Source organism: Nocardioides sp. CPCC 206347 (genome assembly GCF_048654605.1).
GTDB lineage: Bacteria > Actinomycetota > Actinomycetes > Propionibacteriales > Nocardioidaceae > Nocardioides.
In genome coordinates this window covers 112367-128452 of sequence record NZ_JBMCYZ010000008.1, presented here as the reverse complement: position 1 = coordinate 128452, position 16086 = coordinate 112367, and the positions used below count along the sequence as shown (strand labels likewise).

Genomic DNA, 16086 nt, shown 5'->3' with positions numbered 1-16086 from the left:
ACGAATCGGGGGGCCCCGAGAAGACAAAGCCCCTCACCTCTGAGAGGCAAGTTCCTTGAACTTCAAGACCATTCGAAGCGCCGCGATCCCCGGTGTTGCTGCCCTCGCCCTGCTCATGAGCGCGTGTGGCGCCTCCAACGAGAGTGGCGACGACGCTGCGTCCAGCGACCTGAGCGGCAACCTGAAGGGCGGCGGCGCAACGTCGCAGGAGAAGGCCCAGGAGGCCTGGAAGACCGCATTCCAGGGCAAGAACAGCGGCCTGACCATCGACTACTCGCTGCTCGGCTCGACGGACGGCCGCGGCCAGTTCATTGCCAAGGCGCTGTCCTTCGCCGGCACCGACTCCTACATCAAGGAAGAGGAGCTCGCGGCCGCCAAGGAGCGTTGCGGCGGCAACATCATCGAGGTCCCGGCCTACATCTCCTCGATCGCGATCGCCTTCAACCTCAAGGGTGTGGACGAGCTCAAGCTCGACGCCGCCACGATCGCCAAGATCTTCGCGGGCAAGATCACCAAGTGGAACGACGCTGCGATCGCCGCGACCAACGAGGGTGTCGAGCTGCCTGACACCAAGATCACCGCGGTGCACCGCGCCGACGACTCGGGCACCACGAAGAACTTCACCGACTACCTCGCCAAGACGGCGGAGAAGGACTGGGCCTACGAGGCCGAGGACGCCTTCCCGGTCTCCGGTGGTCTCTCCGCCGAGGGCACCTCGGGTGTCGTCAAGCAGATCGCCGACATCGACGGTGCCATCGGCTACGCCGACGCCAGCCAGGCCACCGACCTCAGCCACGTCTCGGTCAAGGTCGGCGAGGAGTTCGTTGCTCCTTCGCCCGAGGGCGCCGCGAAGACCGTCTCGGTCTCCCCGGTCGTCGAGGGCCGCGACGAGACCGACATCGCCGTCGACGTCGACCGCAACACCACCGAGGCCGGCGCCTACCCGGTGATCCTCCTGTCGTACCTCCTCGCTTGCGAGACGTACGACGACGCTGCCGAGGCCGCCAACGTCAAGGGCTACCTCGAGTTCATCGTGTCCGACGAGGGCCAGGCCGCTTCGTCCGACTTCGCGGGTTCCGCGAAGCTCGCGCCGGAGACCGCCACCAAGGCGCAGGAGATCGTGGCGGGCATCTCCGCCAAGTGATCCACGGAGGGGTGAGGACGGCGATCCCGTCCTCACCCCTCACCCCGTGGGCCGGCCCCGCGATCCGTACCCCCTAACCCCGAGGTGAATCCAGTGACAGCCCCCACCGCCGAGATCGAGGAGCAGCCCAACGACTGGGCGAGCGTCCGCGGTGGCGTCGGCGACCGCATCTTCTCCGGCCTGGCCCTCGCTGCCGGCCTGGTGATCATGGCCGCGCTGGCCGGTGTCTTCATCTTCCTCGCGATCAAGGGCGCCACGGGCTTCACCAAGTCCGGCGAGGTCTACGGTCCGCACGCGGAGAGCTTCCTCGGGTACGTCTTCCCGCTGCTCGTCGGAACGTTCGCCGCCTCGATCATCGCGCTGATCATCGCGGTCCCGCTCGCCTTCGGGATCGCGCTGGTGATCAGCCACTACGCGCCGCGCTGGATCTCCACGCCGGTCGCCTACGTGATCGACCTGCTGGCCGCCGTACCGTCGGTCGTCTACGGCCTCTGGGGTGCGTTCTACCTCGCCAAGAAGCTCGTGCCGATGCACGACTGGCTCCACGAGCACCTCGGCTTCATCCCGCTCTTCGGCGAGCCGAGCACGGCCGGTCGCACCGTGCTGACCGCCGGCATCGTGCTGGCCATCATGATCCTGCCGATCATCACCGCGATCTCGCGCGAGGTCTTCTCGCGCACCCCCCGCCTGCACGAGGAGGCCGCGCTGGCCCTCGGTGCCACGCGCTGGGAGATGATCCGGATGACGGTCTTCCCGTACTCCCGCTCGGGCATGGTCTCGGCGGTCATGCTCGGCCTGGGCCGCGCGCTCGGCGAGACGATGGCCGTGACCATGGTCCTCTCGGTCGGCTTCGACCTGTCGTGGAACGTCATCGCGCAGTCCAGCCCGACGTCGATCGCGGCCAACATCGCGCTCAAGTACAAGGAGCGCAGCGCCGACCTGCTCAACGTGCTCGTCGCCACCGGCCTCGTGCTCTTCCTGCTGACCTTCCTGGTGAACTTCGCAGCGCGATGGATCATCGGCCGTAGCGAAAGGCGGATGGCACGATGACGACGCTCGAACAAGCGCCCGCCGACCGCGCGCACATCCCGCTCACCCACCCGCGGCTCCCGCAGCGCGCGGAGTGGATCGTCGCCGCGATTGCTGCTGCGTTCGGTGCCCTGCTCCTGGTGCTCGGTGTGGGGACCGTCGGTGCCGCGATCCTCGCCGGCATCTCGTTCCTGGTCGTCCTGCCGGTCTGGTCACTGGCGATCGAAGGCCGCCGCGGTGCCACCGACCGGTTGATGACCGGCCTGATCTGGACCACGTTCATCGTCGCGATCGTGCCGCTCGCCTCGCTGCTGTGGCGCGTCATCGACCAGGGTGCCGGGCGGATCGACGGAACCTTCCTGAGCTACTCGTTCTTCAAGACCCAGATCGACCAGCCGGTCGGCATCTACCACGCGATCATCGGCACGCTGCTCGTGACGCTGGGTGCGGCGCTGATCTCGGTGCCCGTCGGCGTGATGGCGGCCGTCTATCTCGTCGAGTACGGCAAGAAGAACAAGATCGCCAAGGTGATCACCTTCCTGGTCGACGTGATGACGGGCATCCCGTCGATCGTCGCCGGCCTCTTCGCCTTCGCGGTGTTCACGCTGATCTTCGGCCCGGCCTACGTGTCCGGCTTCGGTGGCTCGGTGGCGCTCTCGCTGCTGATGATCCCGATCGTCGTACGGGCGACCGAGGAGATGCTGATGCTGGTCCCGGACGAGCTGCGCGAAGCCGCCTACGCCCTCGGTACGCCGAAGTGGAAGACGATCGTCCGGATCGTGCTCCCCACGGCGCTGGGCGGCATCCTCACCGGCATCACCCTCGCGACCTCGCGTGTCATCGGCGAGACGGCCCCGCTGCTGCTGATCGCGGGAGCCACGGACCGGACGAACATGAACCCGTTCGACGGCGCCATGACGACCCTGCCGGTCCTGATCTACGGTCAGAACGTCCGGGGCGACGCCCCCGCAGAGGCCATCGCCTGGGGCGCCGCCTTCATACTCATCCTCATCGTGATGGTGCTCAACCTCGTGGCACGCATCGTCGGCAAGATCTTCGCCCCCAAGAAGGGTTGAGAGGGAGTTTCATCATGGCCAAGAGCATCGACGTCTCCGACGTCAACATCTACTACGGCGACTTCCTCGCGGTGGAGGGCGTCAACATGACCGTCCGCGCCGGAGCGGTCACCGCCTTCATCGGTCCGTCGGGGTGTGGCAAGTCCACCTTCCTGAGGTCGCTGAACCGCATGCACGAGGTGATCCCCGGCGCCCGCGTCGAGGGCAAGATCGTCGTCGACGGCCAGGACCTGTACGACGCCAGCGTGGACCCGGTGGCCGTGCGCCGCCAGGTCGGCATGGTCTTCCAGCGGCCCAACCCGTTCCCGACCATGTCGATCGCCGACAACGTGGTCGCGGGCCTCAAGCTCAACTCGGGCCGGATGTCGAAGTCCGAGACCGACGACGTCGTCGAGAAGTCGCTGCGCGGCGCCAACCTCTGGAACGAGGTCAAGGACCGGCTCAACAAGCCGGGCATGGGCCTCTCCGGTGGCCAGCAACAGCGCCTCTGCATCGCCCGCGCGATCGCGGTCGAGCCGCAGATCCTGCTGATGGACGAGCCGTGCTCGGCGCTCGACCCGATCTCGACCTCGGCCATCGAGGACCTGATCCACCAGCTCAAGAACGACTACACGATCGTCATCGTCACCCACAACATGCAACAGGCGGCGCGGGTCTCCGACGACACCGGCTTCTTCAACCTCAAGGCAACCGGCGAGCCCGGGCACCTGGTGGAGTTCAACCCCACCAAGAAGATGTTCGCCAACCCGGACGACCCGGCCACCGAGGCCTACATCTCCGGCCGCTTCGGCTGATGAACGCCCGCCGTCAGTCGGTCCGCGCCTACTTCCACCGCTGGACCGAGACGTCGGGTGCCCAGCTGCTGGTGGTCGACCCGGCTGGCGACGAGTTCGGTCTCGCCGACGCGATGGCCGGCCACGGCGTTCATGTCACCTGGGTGGGCGACACCCTGGACGGACTCGTCGAGTTCGGGCGCGTCGATCCGCACGCCGTCGTCGTTGCCCCGGAGGCCCCCGGCATCGCGGCCGACGACTTCGTCAGCCGGATCCGGCGCCACGGCTCGCCCTACGTCATCGCCGGTGCAGACGACCTCGGCGACGGTGACCGCGCCCCGTCGGACGGAATCGGGCCGCTGATGCTCGCGGGCGCCTCGGCCGTCGTACTCCGTCCCTATGCGGCGCAGCAGGTGTGGGACCTGATGACGCACGCGCCGCGCTCCGTGGCGGACCATGCCCGCCTCGAGGTGGGTCCCATCGAGCTGGACGCCACCGCCTTCACGGTGCGCGTCGGCGGGCAGCGCATCGCGGACCTGCCGTTGAAGGAGTTCGAGCTCCTGCGTGCCCTGATGCTGTCCTCGCCCGGCGTCGTCACCGACGAGGAGCTCCGTGACGCCATCTGGGGCACCAGCGGTCGCCGTCCGGGAGGCAACACCATCGCGATGCACGTGACGCGCCTGCGTGCGCGCCTCGGCGAGGCTGCCGTCGTACGACGCATCCGCGGGCGGGGCTACAGCCTGACGGTCGACGGCACCTAGCCGCTCGGCTCAGAGGAGCAGGAGGCTGAGGATCTCGTAGCATCCCCAGGCCGCGAGGGCAGCGGCCGGGAAGGTCGACACCCAGGCGGTGAGGATGGTGCGTGCCATGCCCCACTTGACCGCGTTGAAGCGCTTGGTGGCGCCGGCGCCCATGACAGCCGAGGTGATCGTGTGGGTCGTCGAGATGGGCGCGTGGAAGATGAACGCCGTCGAGTAGAGCACCGTGGCGCCGACCGACTCGGCCGCGAAGCCGCGCGGCGGGTCCAGGTCGATGATCTTGCGACCGAGCGTGCGCATGATGCGCCAGCCGCCGGCGTACGTCCCGGCCGAGATGGCGCCTGCCGCAAGGAGGACCACCCAGATGGGCAGCGTCTCGATGTTGTACGACGCCGGGTAGGCGATGACCAGCGTCAGCAGGATGACGCCCATCGTCTTCTGGGCGTCCTGCAGGCCGTGGCCGAGCGCGAGCGCGGCAGCCGAGACGGTCTGCATGCCCCGGAAGCCGCGGTTGATCTTGTGCGGGTTGCCCTTGCGGAAGATCCACATGATCGACGTCATGACCACGAACGCTGCACAGAAGCCGAAGAGCGGCGACAGCACCATCGGGATGAGGACCTTCTGGACGATGGTGTCCCACTTGACGGCGACACCGCCGGCGATCGCGGCGCCCACCAGGCCGCCGATGAGGGCGTGTGAGGAGGACGACGGGAGGCCGTAGTACCAGGTGATCAGGTTCCAGATGATCGCGCCGAGCAGGCCCGCCATCACGACCACGAGACCGTGATGGACCCCGACCAGGAGATGGCCGGTCTTGTCCTCGATCGTGATCACGTCGGCGACGGTCTTCGCGACCTCCTGCCCCAGCAGGGCGCCGAGGAAGTTCATGATCGCGGCCAGGGTCAGGGCGATCCGGGGCGTGAGCGCACGGGTCGACACCGACGTCGCGATGGCGTTCGCCGCGTCGTGGAAGCCGTTGGTGTAGTCGAAAACGAGCGCGATGACGACCACGGCGATCACGATCGCCAGGGTGAGGGACACGCTCAGCCTTCCTTGACGGCGATCTGCTCCACCGTGTTGGCGACCCGCTCGAACGCGTCGATGGCGCCCTCGAGGGACTCGACGATGTCCTTGAGCTTGAGGACCTCGATGGTCGCGAACTCGCCCGAGAACAACTTGGCCAGCGTGCGCCGGTGGTTGCGGTCGCCGGTGTTCTCGAGACGGTTGATCTCGATCCAGTAGTCGTCGAGCGACTGCATCGACTGCAGGCGCGGCATCGCCGCGGCCGTCAGCTCGGCACAGCGCTGGAGCACCTCGACCTGCTCGGAGAGCTCGGGAGGCAAGGTCTTCACTTCGTAGAGCAGGATGAGGTCGACGGCCTCGTCCATCATGTCCATGCAGTCGTCGAGGCCCGACCCGAGCGCGTAGATGTCCTCGCGGTCGAAGGGCGTCACGAAGGTGCTGTTGACCTTCTTGACGATCGAGTGCGTGGTCTCGTCGCAGGCGTGCTCGGCGGCGCGCATGCGCTCGGCGACGTCGGCCTTGTCGGAGTCGTCGGACAGCATCTCGGCGAGGAGCTCGGCTCCACCCACCAGATGCTGAGCCGACTCCGCGAAGAGTACGTAGAAGGAGTTATCGACCGGACGGAGACGCAGACCCACAAGTACTCCCGTTGAGGCGGAGACGAACGGCTTCATGCTAGGGGGAAACGCTCGGATGAACGCAAACCCACAGCACCGCAGACAGTGTGGCACGTCCCACGCTCAACGGCGCACTGGCGGGGCCATCGCGTGTTCGTGCAGGTCAGAGGGGGTGTTGCCACCCCTCCGGGGTGTCGTCGGCCGTCGGATCAGGGCGAAAGTCGGCGGTGCCGCTGGGCCTCGATCAGGGTCTCCTGGAGGTGGATCTCGCCGTCATTGCGCTGCCACTGGCCGTCCGCGCCGAGTTCCCACGACTGCGTGGTGGGTGCGAACGCGAGGTCCAGCAGGCGTCGTACCTCGTCACGACTCTGCTCGGGAAGCCGGACCAGCACTTCGACCCGACGGTCCAGGTTGCGGTGCATCATGTCGGCCGAGCCGATCCAGGTGACCGGCTCGCCGCCGCCCTCGAAGTCGAAGATCCGGCTGTGTTCGAGGAATCGTCCCAGGATGGAGCGGACCTTGATGTTCTCGCTCAGGCCGGGGACTCCGGGGCGCAGCGAACAGATGCCGCGGACGAGCAGTTCGACGGGTACGCCCTCGCAGGACGCGAGGTAGAGCGCGTCGATGAGCGGCTCGTCGACGATGGAGTTCGCCTTGAACCGGACTCCGGCGGGTCGTCCCGCCTGGTGGTGCGCGATCTCTGCGTGGATCTGGTCGATCAGGCCGCTGCGCACCGAGTCCGGTGCCACCAGCAGCTCTTCGTAGGTCGCCTTGCGCGACCAGCCGGACAGGTTGTTGAAGAGGTGGGCGACGTCCTCGCCGATGGCCTCGTTCGTCGTGAGCAGGCCGAGGTCCTCGTAGGTGCGCGAGGTCTTCGGGTTGTAGTTGCCCGTGCCGATGTGGGTGTAGCGCCGGATGCCCTCGGGCTCGTCGCGGACCACCATCGCCAGCTTGCAGTGCGTCTTGAGGCCGACCAGGCCGTGGACGACATGGCAGCCGGCCTGCTCCAGCTTGCGGGCCCAGCGGATGTTGGCCTGCTCGTCGAAGCGGGCCTTGATCTCGACCAGTACCAGTACTTGCTTGCCTGCTTCGGCGGCGTCGATGAGGGCGTCGATGATCGGCGAGTCACCCGAGGTGCGGTAGAGCGTCTGCTTGATCGCCAGCACGTGCGGGTCCGCAGCGGCCTGCTCGATGAAGCGCTGCACGGACGTCGCGAACGAGTCGTACGGGTGGTGCAGCAGTACGTCGCGGCGGCGCAGCGCCTTGAAGACGTCGACCGGTGCAGCGGACTCCACCTCGGCCAGCCGGGTGTGGGTGACGGGTACGAACGAGGGGTACTTCAGGTCCTCGCGCGGCAGGTCTGCGATGGAGTGCAGGCCGCGCAGGTCGAGCGGACCGGGGAGCCGGAAGACCTCCTCCTCGGTGACGTCGAGCTCGGAGACGAGCAGCTCGAGCACGGACGGGTCGATCGACTCCTCGACCTCCAGGCGCACCGGCGGGCCGAACTTGCGGCGCAGCAGCTCCTTCTCGAGCGCAGCGAGGAGGTTCTCGGCGTCGTCCTCCTCGACCTCCAGGTCCTCGTTGCGGGTGACCCGGAAGGTGTGCACCTCCAGCACCTCCATGCCGGGGAACAGCCGGCCGAGGTGGGCGCCGATGACGTCCTCGAGCGGGACGAAGCGCGCGTTGCCGAGCGAGACGAAGCGGTCGAAGTTCGAGGGCACCTTCACTCGCGCGAAGAGCTCCTTGCCGGACTTCGGGTTGCGGATCAGGACCGCGAGATTCAACGAGAGGCCCGAGATGTAGGGGAATGGGTGGGCCGGGTCGACGGCGAGGGGCGTCAGGACCGGGAACACGCGCTCCTTGAAGAGACGCTTGCAGAACTTCTGCTCGTCGCGTTCGAGGTCGGCCCAACGCACGAGCTCGATGCCCTCGTCGCGCAGGGCGGGCACGATCTTGTGGTGGAAGACGTCGGTCTGGCGGCGGCTGAGTGCAGACGTCTGGGACCAGATCGCCTCGAGGACCTCGCGCGGCATCATTCCGCTCGCGGCCCGCACCGCGAGGCCGGTCGCGATCCGGCGCTTGAGCCCGGCCACCCGGACCATGAAGAACTCATCGAGGTTGCTCGTGAAGATCGCGAGGAAGCGGGTGCGCTCGAGGAGCGGCAGCCCTTCATCTTCAGCCAGCTCGAGCACACGCTCGTTGAAGTGGAGCCAGGAGAGCTCGCGGTCCAGGAAGCGGTCCGCGGCATCGGCGATCGTGTCCTCCAGTGCGGACGAGGGCACGTACGGCGGGACGGCGGTGAGGCCGGGCGCCCCAGGGGTCCCGGGAGTGGCGTGCTGCTCGGTGGACATGCAGCGAGTGTGGCAGTTCAGGGTGAACGGAAGGTGACCACGAGCCGGGTGGCCCCGGGCCCGGTGCGCTCAGTAGGTTGAGGCGCGTGAGCCTGCAGACCGCCGTCGAGACCCGCTTCCTGACGTCGCTCATGGCGCTTCCGGAGAAGGTGCAGCGCGTCCTGGCCGGACGCCCGCTCGTTCTCGACGGACAGACGCTCGCCACCGACCTGCAGCTGATGCTGCGGGTGCAGCAGCTGGCGCGCAAGCGAGCGATGGTGGAGGTGCCGGACATCGCGCTGGGCCGGGCCGACATGTTGTCCAATGCGCAGATCGTGGGCGGCACCCCGCCGATCGGTGCCGTTCAAGAGCTCACGGTGGCTGGACTTCCCGCGCGGCACTACCTTCCTCACGGCCCGCATTCCGCCACGGCAGGGCGTCCCGTGCTGTTGTTCTTCCACGGCGGCGGATTCATGTACGGCGACCTCGACAGCCACGACGCGCCCTGTCGCGTGCTGGCGGAGGAATCCGGCGTACCCGTGCTGGCGATCGAGTGGGGCCTCGGGCCCGAGCGCCCCTTCCCGGGCGGCTTCGACGACGCCGAGGCCGCGCTGCGCTGGGTGTTCGAGCACGCAGGGGAGCTCGGTGTCGATCCGACCCGGATCGGTGTGGCCGGTGACTCCGCCGGAGGGGCAGTCGCCGCGTGGACCGCCATCGCGGCTGCGCGTGCTGGTCTGCCGCTCGCGTTCCAGCTCCTCGTCTATCCGTGCACCTGGCCGGACCGCGACACCGAGAGCTTGCGGCTCTTCGGCGAGGACCTCTTCCTCACGGCCGACTACATGGCGATGGTCGACCGCACCTATCTCCCGACCGCAGCGGACCTGACGAACGAGCGGGTGCACCTGCTCGGAGCCGAGCTGCCCGCCGGGCTCGCGCCGGCGTACGTGGCGACCGCTGGGTTCGACCCGCTGCGTGACGAGGGAGAGGCCTACGCACGTCGCCTGGCCGATGCCGGCGTGGCCATGGAACTGCGACGGTACGTCGACCAGATCCACGGCTTCCTGAACATCGTGGGCGCGGGGCGCACAAGCCGGGCCGCCGTACTCGAGATCGCCGGCAAGGTGCGAGCGGCCCTGGGCTGAGGGACTCAGACCTCGGGACGGTACTCCCGGAGTTCCTGCAGGAAGCTCTGCGGGTCGACCATCGATGCGTCGATGACGAAGGGATCCAGGCCCCGACGCGGGAAGTGCACGGCCCAGTCGGAATCACCGGGACGACCGACGACCAGCACCTGGGTCTCGGGCTTCTTCACGTCGAAGCGGTGCGTCGACTCGCCGTGCTTGACGTAGACGACGCCACGCGCGACCTCGACCTCGACGGGGATGATCCGTGTGCGTGCCGCGCCCCACGCCAGCCCGATGGTCAGGGCAAGCATCGCGAGGCCGAACAGGCTCCCCAGCTTGCCGTTGAGCATGGCCAGCAGCGTCACCATGCCGGCCACCGCAGCAGTGGCGCCCAGGATGAAGGAGAGCACGCGGGGGTCGCTGCCGTCGCCGGTCAGTCGGTCGCCCGCGGAGTCCCCGTCGAAGAGCGACAGGGAACCGGCCTTCGACTCCGCAGCCGCATGGGCGGCGATCTGGGCCCGCGCGGAGGTGAGCTCGTCACTGAGGCGTCGTACCTCTGCCTCGGCGTCGGCGCAGCGGCGGGCGAGAGCATCCCGCTCGGCCTGGAGCGGGGTCACCGGGTCGGTGCCTAGAGGTCCGGTTTCCACTGCCGCAGAGCCTCCATGAAGGTGTGGGGGTCGACCATCCGCGAATCGATGGCGACCGGGGACATGCTGCGACGCAGGATCAGGACCCGCCAGTTGCGCTGCCCGGCCGAACCGGTCTGCTCGATCTTGGTGTTCGGGCTGGTCAGGTCGAACCGGCTGCTCGTGTCACCGACCGTCACCTTGAGCAGGCCGGCCTCGTCGATGTGGACGCTGCGCGAGGTGTTGCTCATCTTGAGCGCGTACATCAGCAGGATCGCGGCCGCGCCGGTCATCGTGCCGCTCAGGGCGATGTCGTCGCGCAGGGTGCCGATGATCGCCATCCGGGCAACCACGGCCGCACAGGCCAGGGCCGCGAGGATCGCGATCGGGCCGAGGCTGTCGTTGCCCCGCTTGGCGTGGAACGGGATCCCCTTGGTCGCCGGGGCGGCGCTCACGGCGGCGACGACCGCAGTCGCGTGGTCGTCGCGCTCGGGTTCCGCGACGGGTGCTTCCTCGACGGGCTCGGGCTCCTCGTCGGCGACCTCGTCAACCGGCTCACGCTCGTCAACCGGCTCAGGCTCGACGACGGGCTCGGCCTCTTCGGCGACGACCTCGTCGACCTCGTCGACCAGATCGACGACGGGTACCGCTTCGGGTTCGACGGTCTCGGGCTCGGCCGCTTCGGGCTCGATGGTCTCGGGCTCGGCCGCTTCGGGCTCGATGGTCTCGGGCTCGGCGGCTTCGGGCTCGACGGTCTCGGGCTCGGCCGCTTCGGGCTCGGCCGATGCACGCCACTGGTCGAGCAGGCTGGCGACGGGTTCGGCGTCCGCGGACTCCTCCCCGTACTCCTCGCCGGTGTCCTCGCCCGAGTCCACTGGATCGACGTCGATGAGCTCGTCGGTCTCGTCGGCCGGGTCCTGATCCGTCGTCGACCCGGCGCGCCACTGCTCGACCAGGGAGAGCTGCGCTTCCGGCTCGGTGTCCGCGGCCTCGACGACCGGCTCCGCAAGGGCGGCGGGCTCGACCACGACGTCCGGTTCAGCAGGTACGGCAGAGGCGGCGCTCACCTCAGCCCGGATCCGGGCGACCTGTGCGGCGAGGTCGGCGGCCTTGGCCTCGGCTGCGGCGCGGGACGCCGCGGCGTCGGCGATGGCCTGCTCCCGCTCCTGGGCGAGCTCTGCGGCGCGGGCTTCGGCTGCCTCGCGTGCGGCGGCCTGCTCTGCGGCCCTGGCCTCGGCGGCGGCGGCGGACGCGGCGGCGTCGGCGATGGCCTGCTCGCGCTCCTGGGCGAGCTCGGCCGCGCGGGCCTCGGCGGCTTCGCGCGCGGTGGCCTGTTCGGCGGCGTTCGCCTCGGCGGCGGCGCGGGCACGCTCGGCCTCGGCGACGGCGCGGTCGCGTTCCTGGGCGAGCTCCGCGGCGCGGGCCTCGGCTGCCTCGCGAACGGCTGCTTGCTCGGCGGCGAGTGCCTCCGCCTGCGCCCGGGCAGTCACGGCGTCGGCAGCGGCCACCTCGTGTTCGTGGGCGAGCTCGGCGGCACGCGAGCTGTCCGCGGCGCGTGCTGCGGCGAGCGCTTCGGCGTCGGCCCGTGCTGCGGCCTGTTCAGCGGCGAGCGCCTCGGCCTCGGCACGAGCCAGCGCTGCGGCCGTGATCGCCTGTTCGCGTTCCTGGGCGATCTCGGTGACGCGTGCCTCGGCGTCCGCACGTGCGCGCACCTGCTCGGCAGCGAGGGCCTCGGCTTCGGCGCGTGCCTGCGTCTGGGCGGCCGCCATGGCCTCGGCCTCGGCGCGCGCCCGGGCATGCTCGAGTGCGGTTTCCTGAGCCTGGAGCAGCTCGGACTGCAGGCTGCTCACGGCTTGGGTGTGGACGGCGGCCGACGCCTCGAGCTCGGCCAGTGCTGCTGCGGCGCGGGTCTCGGCGTCGATGCGGGCCTGCGTCGCGCCCGCGGCGAACTCGGCCGCGAGGGTCAGCGCCTCGGTCGCAGCACGGTTCTCCTCGGCGAGGGAGGCCGCAGAGGCGTGGGCGGACGCTGCCGCTGCCTGCGCCTCAGCGGCGAGCTCGAGCTGTTCGCGCGCGGCGACCTCGGCGAGGCGCCGGGCCTCGTGGGCCTCCTCGGCGCGTTGCGCCTGCTGGGTTGCGGATTCGTCGGCCGCCACGCGTGCCGCGACCTGTACCTCGGCGCGTTCGGCGGCTTCCTCGGCCCGGCGCTCAGCGGCCTCGGCGGTCTCGAGTGCGATGCGCGCGAGATCGGCCTGTTCGAGAGCGGCCTGCTCGGCTGCCCGACGCGACTCGTGTGCGTCCTGGGCGAGGCGCGCGTGGTCAGCAGCGGCCTGTTCGGCAGCGGCGCGTCCCTCCACGGCCTGGCGGGCGAGGGCACCGTGCTCCTCGGCGCTGGCGGCAGCCTGTTCGGCGAGCAGCCGGGCGCGGTCCTCGGCTGCCTCGGCTGCCTTGTGGGCTTCCTGGGCGAGCGCAGCCTGCTGCCGGGCTGCGTCCTCGGCGAGGGCGCGGGCCTGGGCGATCTCGGCGGAGGTTCGCTCGGTCGCTGCACGCTCTTCGAGCATGCGTCGTGCGAACTCGGCGTGCTCGGCTGCGCTGACGGCCGCTGCTTCAGCCATGACGCGGGCGCGTTCCTCGGCGATCGCGCGGTCGTCGTGGGCCTGGCGGGCGGTGGCGGCGTGCTGCTCGGCCGCGGCCTCGGCGACCTGACGTGCGGCTGCGGCTGCGGCGGCGAGCTCGGCCTGTTCACGGGCCCGGTCCTCGGCGGCCCAGCGTTCGGCGTGGGCCGCGGAGGCGCGTTCGGCCTGCTCGATCGCGTGCCGCTCGGCCTCTTCGCGGCGGGCGGTCTCGGCGTCGGCGGATTCGGCGCGTTCGCGGGCGGCGCGCTCGGCTGCCTCGCGCGCGGCGAACTCGGCGCGGGCGAGCTCCTCGGCCTCGACCCGGGCTCGGTGAGCGGTCGCCGCGGTCTCCGCCTGCTCCTGCGCGAGGCGGTCGGCCTCGGCGCGAGCGACGTTGGCCCGCTGCGCGGCTTCTTCCGCGACGAGGCGCTCGGCCGCCTGTTCGGCCGCGGCCAGCTCGGCGTCGCGGCGCAGGCGGGCGGCCAGCGCGGCCACGACCTCGGCGTTGTCCGGCCCCTCGGGAGCGGCGCTGTCGCGTTCCTCGTCGCCGTCCGTCGGTACGACGGTCGGGGTCAGTTCGGCCTCGATCTCGGCGCGGGCGTGCGCGAGCACCTCGGAGGGTCGGCGCGGGACGTCGCGCGGACCGTCGGCATTCGGGATCGGCTCCTCGAGCATCGGGGCATCGACGAAGTCCGGGATCACGCGTGCGTCCGGCTTGGGCGCCGCGCTCGGCCCGCTGCCCCGGCGCCGCAACCGGGCCAGGCCCTTGGGGGCGGGGGCGGGAATGGGCTCGGCGAAGCCTCCGTCGACAGCGGCCGCGATGACGCGCTGGCCGGCGACCTCGTCGGTCACCCGGTCGCCGAGTGAACGTTCCTCGGGAGCGTGGTCCGGCGTCTCCTCGACGTCCGCCGGCTCCTCCGTGGCGACCAGGTCAGCGACGGGCTCGGGCTCGGGCTCGAGCTCGGGTTCCGGCTCGGGCTCGGGCTCCGGCTCCGGTTCCGGTTCCGGCTCCGGCTCGGGCTCGGGCTCCGGTTCCGGTTCCGGCGCCGTTTCGGCAGGATCCTCGAACGCCGTCTCCGGGGACAGGAAGTCGATCACCGGTTCGGCCACGACCTCGGCCTCGACGGCTTCCTCGACCACTTCAGCGGGGACCTCTGCTGCGACCTCTGCTGGGACCTCTGCCTCGACGTCGGGCTCGCCCGGAGCGGTGGCCTGCTCGTCGAGAATCCCGAGGGGCAGCGTTTCGGGCGTGGGCTCGAGCGGGTCCGTCAGCGGATCGATCGTCGGGCGCCGCGTGGCGCGGGAGATGATGGCGGACCAGTCGTTCGGGTCGATCGGTTCCTCGTCGACCGGCTGCGCCGGGGGCACTGCTGCCGGCTCGTCCACGGGTTCGTCGTCGGTGATCGCGGCGCTCTCGTCCGCGGGGGAGTCCACCCGCAGGCGTTCGAGCCGTTCGGACAGGCCGCGCCCGGTGGCGACGGCCTCGATGTCGACGGTCTCCTCGACGGGCAGGTCGGCGATCCGGCGACCCACCGCACGGTCGATGACGTCCGCCCAGTCCGCGGGGCCGGAATGAGCGCCCTGCGCAGGGTCGGCCGGGACGACGGGCGGTTCGAGGTCGTCGGCGTCGGTCCCGGTCAGTGCGGCCGGGCTGACCAGGGAGCCCCAGTCGACGTCGTCGGTGCCTGGCGCCGGCTCGGCGATGGGGTGGGCCCGGTGGGCGACGCGCGCCGCGATGTTGTCCGGGTCCTCGGGAACGAGTCCGTCGGGGTCGTGGAGCGCCGGGGCGCTGGGGTGCGCCTCGCTGCCGGCGTCCAGCACGGCGGCGGTGTGGCTGCGGCGCAGCAGTTCCTGGATCTCGTCAGGCTCGAGCTCGCCGACGGCCGGCGCGTCCTGGTCATGGCGCCGCCACAGGCGGTTGCGTCGTCCACGACCGCGTCCTGAGGGCGCGTCGGCGTGCCCGGAGTCCTCGGACTCGGGCTCGCCGTCAGTGAACGAAGTCATGAAGGGTAAATCTACTCATGCCTGCCGGAGTTACGGTGCATGTTCCAGAACGTCCGAGCGGCGGTACTGCACATGCGTGTCCGTCGGAGCGTGCGTGAAGCCGATGCCGTCGTACAGATGGCGTGCCGCGACGTTGTCCGACTCGACGTACAGCAGCACCTCCTCGATTCCGCGTGACGCGAGGTGGTGCAGGCCCGCGAGGGTGAGCGCGCGCCCCAGCCCGCGGCCCTGCGCGGCAGGCGCCACGCCGACGACATAGACCTCGCCCGTCGACGCGTCATGCTGCTTGGTCCAGTGGAAACCGAGCAGGTGGCCGCCACGGTCGACGGCCAGGAGGAGACCGGCGGGGTCGAACCAGGGCTCGGCCATCCGCTCCTCGAGTCCGTGGAGGTCGAGGTCGCCCTGCTCCGCATGGTGGGCGAAGGCGGCGGCGTTGACGGCCAGGAACTCCGCGGCGTCGCCGGAGCCGTAGTCACGGATCGACACGTCTGCAGGCGGCTCCGCCGCCGCGAGCGGTACGGCGGTCGGTCGGCGCATCACCCACAGCTCCCTCGTGCGCGCGAATCCGAGGGGCCCCGCGAGCGCGGCGGCAGCGGGGTGGTCACCGTGGGACCACGCGGCCAGCGGCCCCGGTGCGGCACAGGCAAGGTCGGCGAGCGCGCGGCCGGTGCCGTGCCGGCGGGCCGCCGGCGCGACCGCGAGATCCACCTCCTCGCCGCGTCGCAGGGCGAAGCCGTCCCTGGTCACCCAGGCGCCCAGGCCGTCGAGGCCGTGGTGCTTGAGGCGCAGGTGGGCGGCCTCGTCGAGGGGGTCCGCGCCGTCGTGCTCACGGGAGGCCCGGCGGACGTCGGCGATGGCAGCGAGGGCGGTCTCGCCGGTGAGCAGGTCGTCGATGGCCACACCTCGACGCTATCGCGCGGGTTTACCTGCGGCCGAACCCGATCGCCACAGACCGTTTACATGTGACACC

Annotated in this window: 12 protein-coding genes; 6 read left to right on the top strand and 6 right to left on the bottom strand. The window is 70.4% G+C overall.

All coding sequences use genetic code 11. The annotated features are described in order from the left end of the window. The first annotated feature begins 55 nt into the window (after positions 1 to 55). The 5 genes from ACOACQ_RS22575 to ACOACQ_RS22555 all read left to right on the top strand — a co-directional run bounded on the left by ACOACQ_RS22575 (position 56) and on the right by ACOACQ_RS22555 (position 4783). A complete protein-coding gene (locus tag ACOACQ_RS22575; protein ID WP_420289316.1) occupies positions 56 to 1144 on the top strand; it encodes a phosphate ABC transporter substrate-binding protein PstS in 1089 nt (362 codons plus the stop codon). Between the two features lie 93 nt (positions 1145 to 1237). After that, on the top strand, positions 1238 to 2194 hold the full coding sequence (pstC, locus tag ACOACQ_RS22570) for a phosphate ABC transporter permease subunit PstC (protein WP_378596677.1): 957 nt from the start codon (positions 1238 to 1240) through the stop codon (positions 2192 to 2194). Further along, on the top strand, positions 2191 to 3249 hold the full coding sequence (gene pstA, locus ACOACQ_RS22565) for a phosphate ABC transporter permease PstA (RefSeq protein WP_420289315.1): 1059 nt from the start codon (positions 2191 to 2193) through the stop codon (positions 3247 to 3249). The genes pstC and pstA overlap by 4 nt, the downstream gene beginning before the upstream one ends. 14 nt (positions 3250 to 3263) lie before the next feature. Next, positions 3264 to 4043 carry a phosphate ABC transporter ATP-binding protein PstB gene (pstB, locus tag ACOACQ_RS22560; RefSeq protein WP_378596679.1) on the top strand — a complete coding sequence of 260 codons (780 nt, stop codon included), beginning with the start codon at positions 3264 to 3266 and terminating at the stop codon, positions 4041 to 4043. Beyond that, the gene (locus tag ACOACQ_RS22555; protein ID WP_378596680.1) at positions 4043 to 4783 is read left to right on the top strand and encodes a winged helix-turn-helix transcriptional regulator; all 741 of its coding nucleotides are present in this window, start codon (positions 4043 to 4045) and stop codon (positions 4781 to 4783) included. The genes pstB and ACOACQ_RS22555 overlap by 1 nt, the downstream gene beginning before the upstream one ends. Before the next feature lie 9 nt (positions 4784 to 4792). Here ACOACQ_RS22555 and ACOACQ_RS22550 read toward each other — a convergent pair whose 3' ends face one another. The 3 genes from ACOACQ_RS22550 to ACOACQ_RS22540 form a co-directional block, all read right to left on the bottom strand. Further along, positions 4793 to 5821, bottom strand: a complete 1029-nt coding sequence (locus ACOACQ_RS22550) for an inorganic phosphate transporter (RefSeq protein WP_378596681.1) — start codon at positions 5819 to 5821, stop codon at positions 4793 to 4795. 2 nt (positions 5822 to 5823) lie between these two features. Beyond that, complete coding sequence (locus tag ACOACQ_RS22545) at positions 5824 to 6441, bottom strand: DUF47 domain-containing protein (protein WP_378596682.1); 618 nt, start codon at positions 6439 to 6441, stop codon at positions 5824 to 5826. A 188-nt stretch (positions 6442 to 6629) separates the two neighbouring features. After that, positions 6630 to 8771, bottom strand: a complete 2142-nt coding sequence (locus ACOACQ_RS22540) for an RNA degradosome polyphosphate kinase (protein ID WP_420289314.1) — start codon at positions 8769 to 8771, stop codon at positions 6630 to 6632. A gap of 86 nt (positions 8772 to 8857) precedes the next feature. Here ACOACQ_RS22540 and ACOACQ_RS22535 point away from each other — a divergent pair, with 86 nt between their 5' ends. Further along, positions 8858 to 9892, top strand: a complete 1035-nt coding sequence (locus ACOACQ_RS22535) for an alpha/beta hydrolase (RefSeq protein WP_420289313.1) — start codon at positions 8858 to 8860, stop codon at positions 9890 to 9892. A 5-nt stretch (positions 9893 to 9897) separates the two neighbouring features. Here ACOACQ_RS22535 and ACOACQ_RS22530 read toward each other — a convergent pair whose 3' ends face one another. From ACOACQ_RS22530 to mshD, 3 genes are read right to left on the bottom strand one after another with little or no spacing between them, the layout of a single operon-like run. Beyond that, positions 9898 to 10491 carry a hypothetical protein gene (locus ACOACQ_RS22530; protein ID WP_378596685.1) on the bottom strand — a complete coding sequence of 198 codons (594 nt, stop codon included), beginning with the start codon at positions 10489 to 10491 and terminating at the stop codon, positions 9898 to 9900. 11 nt (positions 10492 to 10502) lie between these two features. Further along, positions 10503 to 15116: a hypothetical protein gene (locus ACOACQ_RS22525; protein WP_420289312.1), complete on the bottom strand. Its 4614-nt coding sequence runs from the start codon at positions 15114 to 15116 to the stop codon at positions 10503 to 10505. Positions 15117 to 15146: 30 nt separating this feature from the next. Then, positions 15147 to 16016 carry a mycothiol synthase gene (gene mshD, locus ACOACQ_RS22520; protein WP_420289311.1) on the bottom strand — a complete coding sequence of 290 codons (870 nt, stop codon included), beginning with the start codon at positions 16014 to 16016 and terminating at the stop codon, positions 15147 to 15149. Between the last annotated feature and the right edge of the window lie 70 nt (positions 16017 to 16086).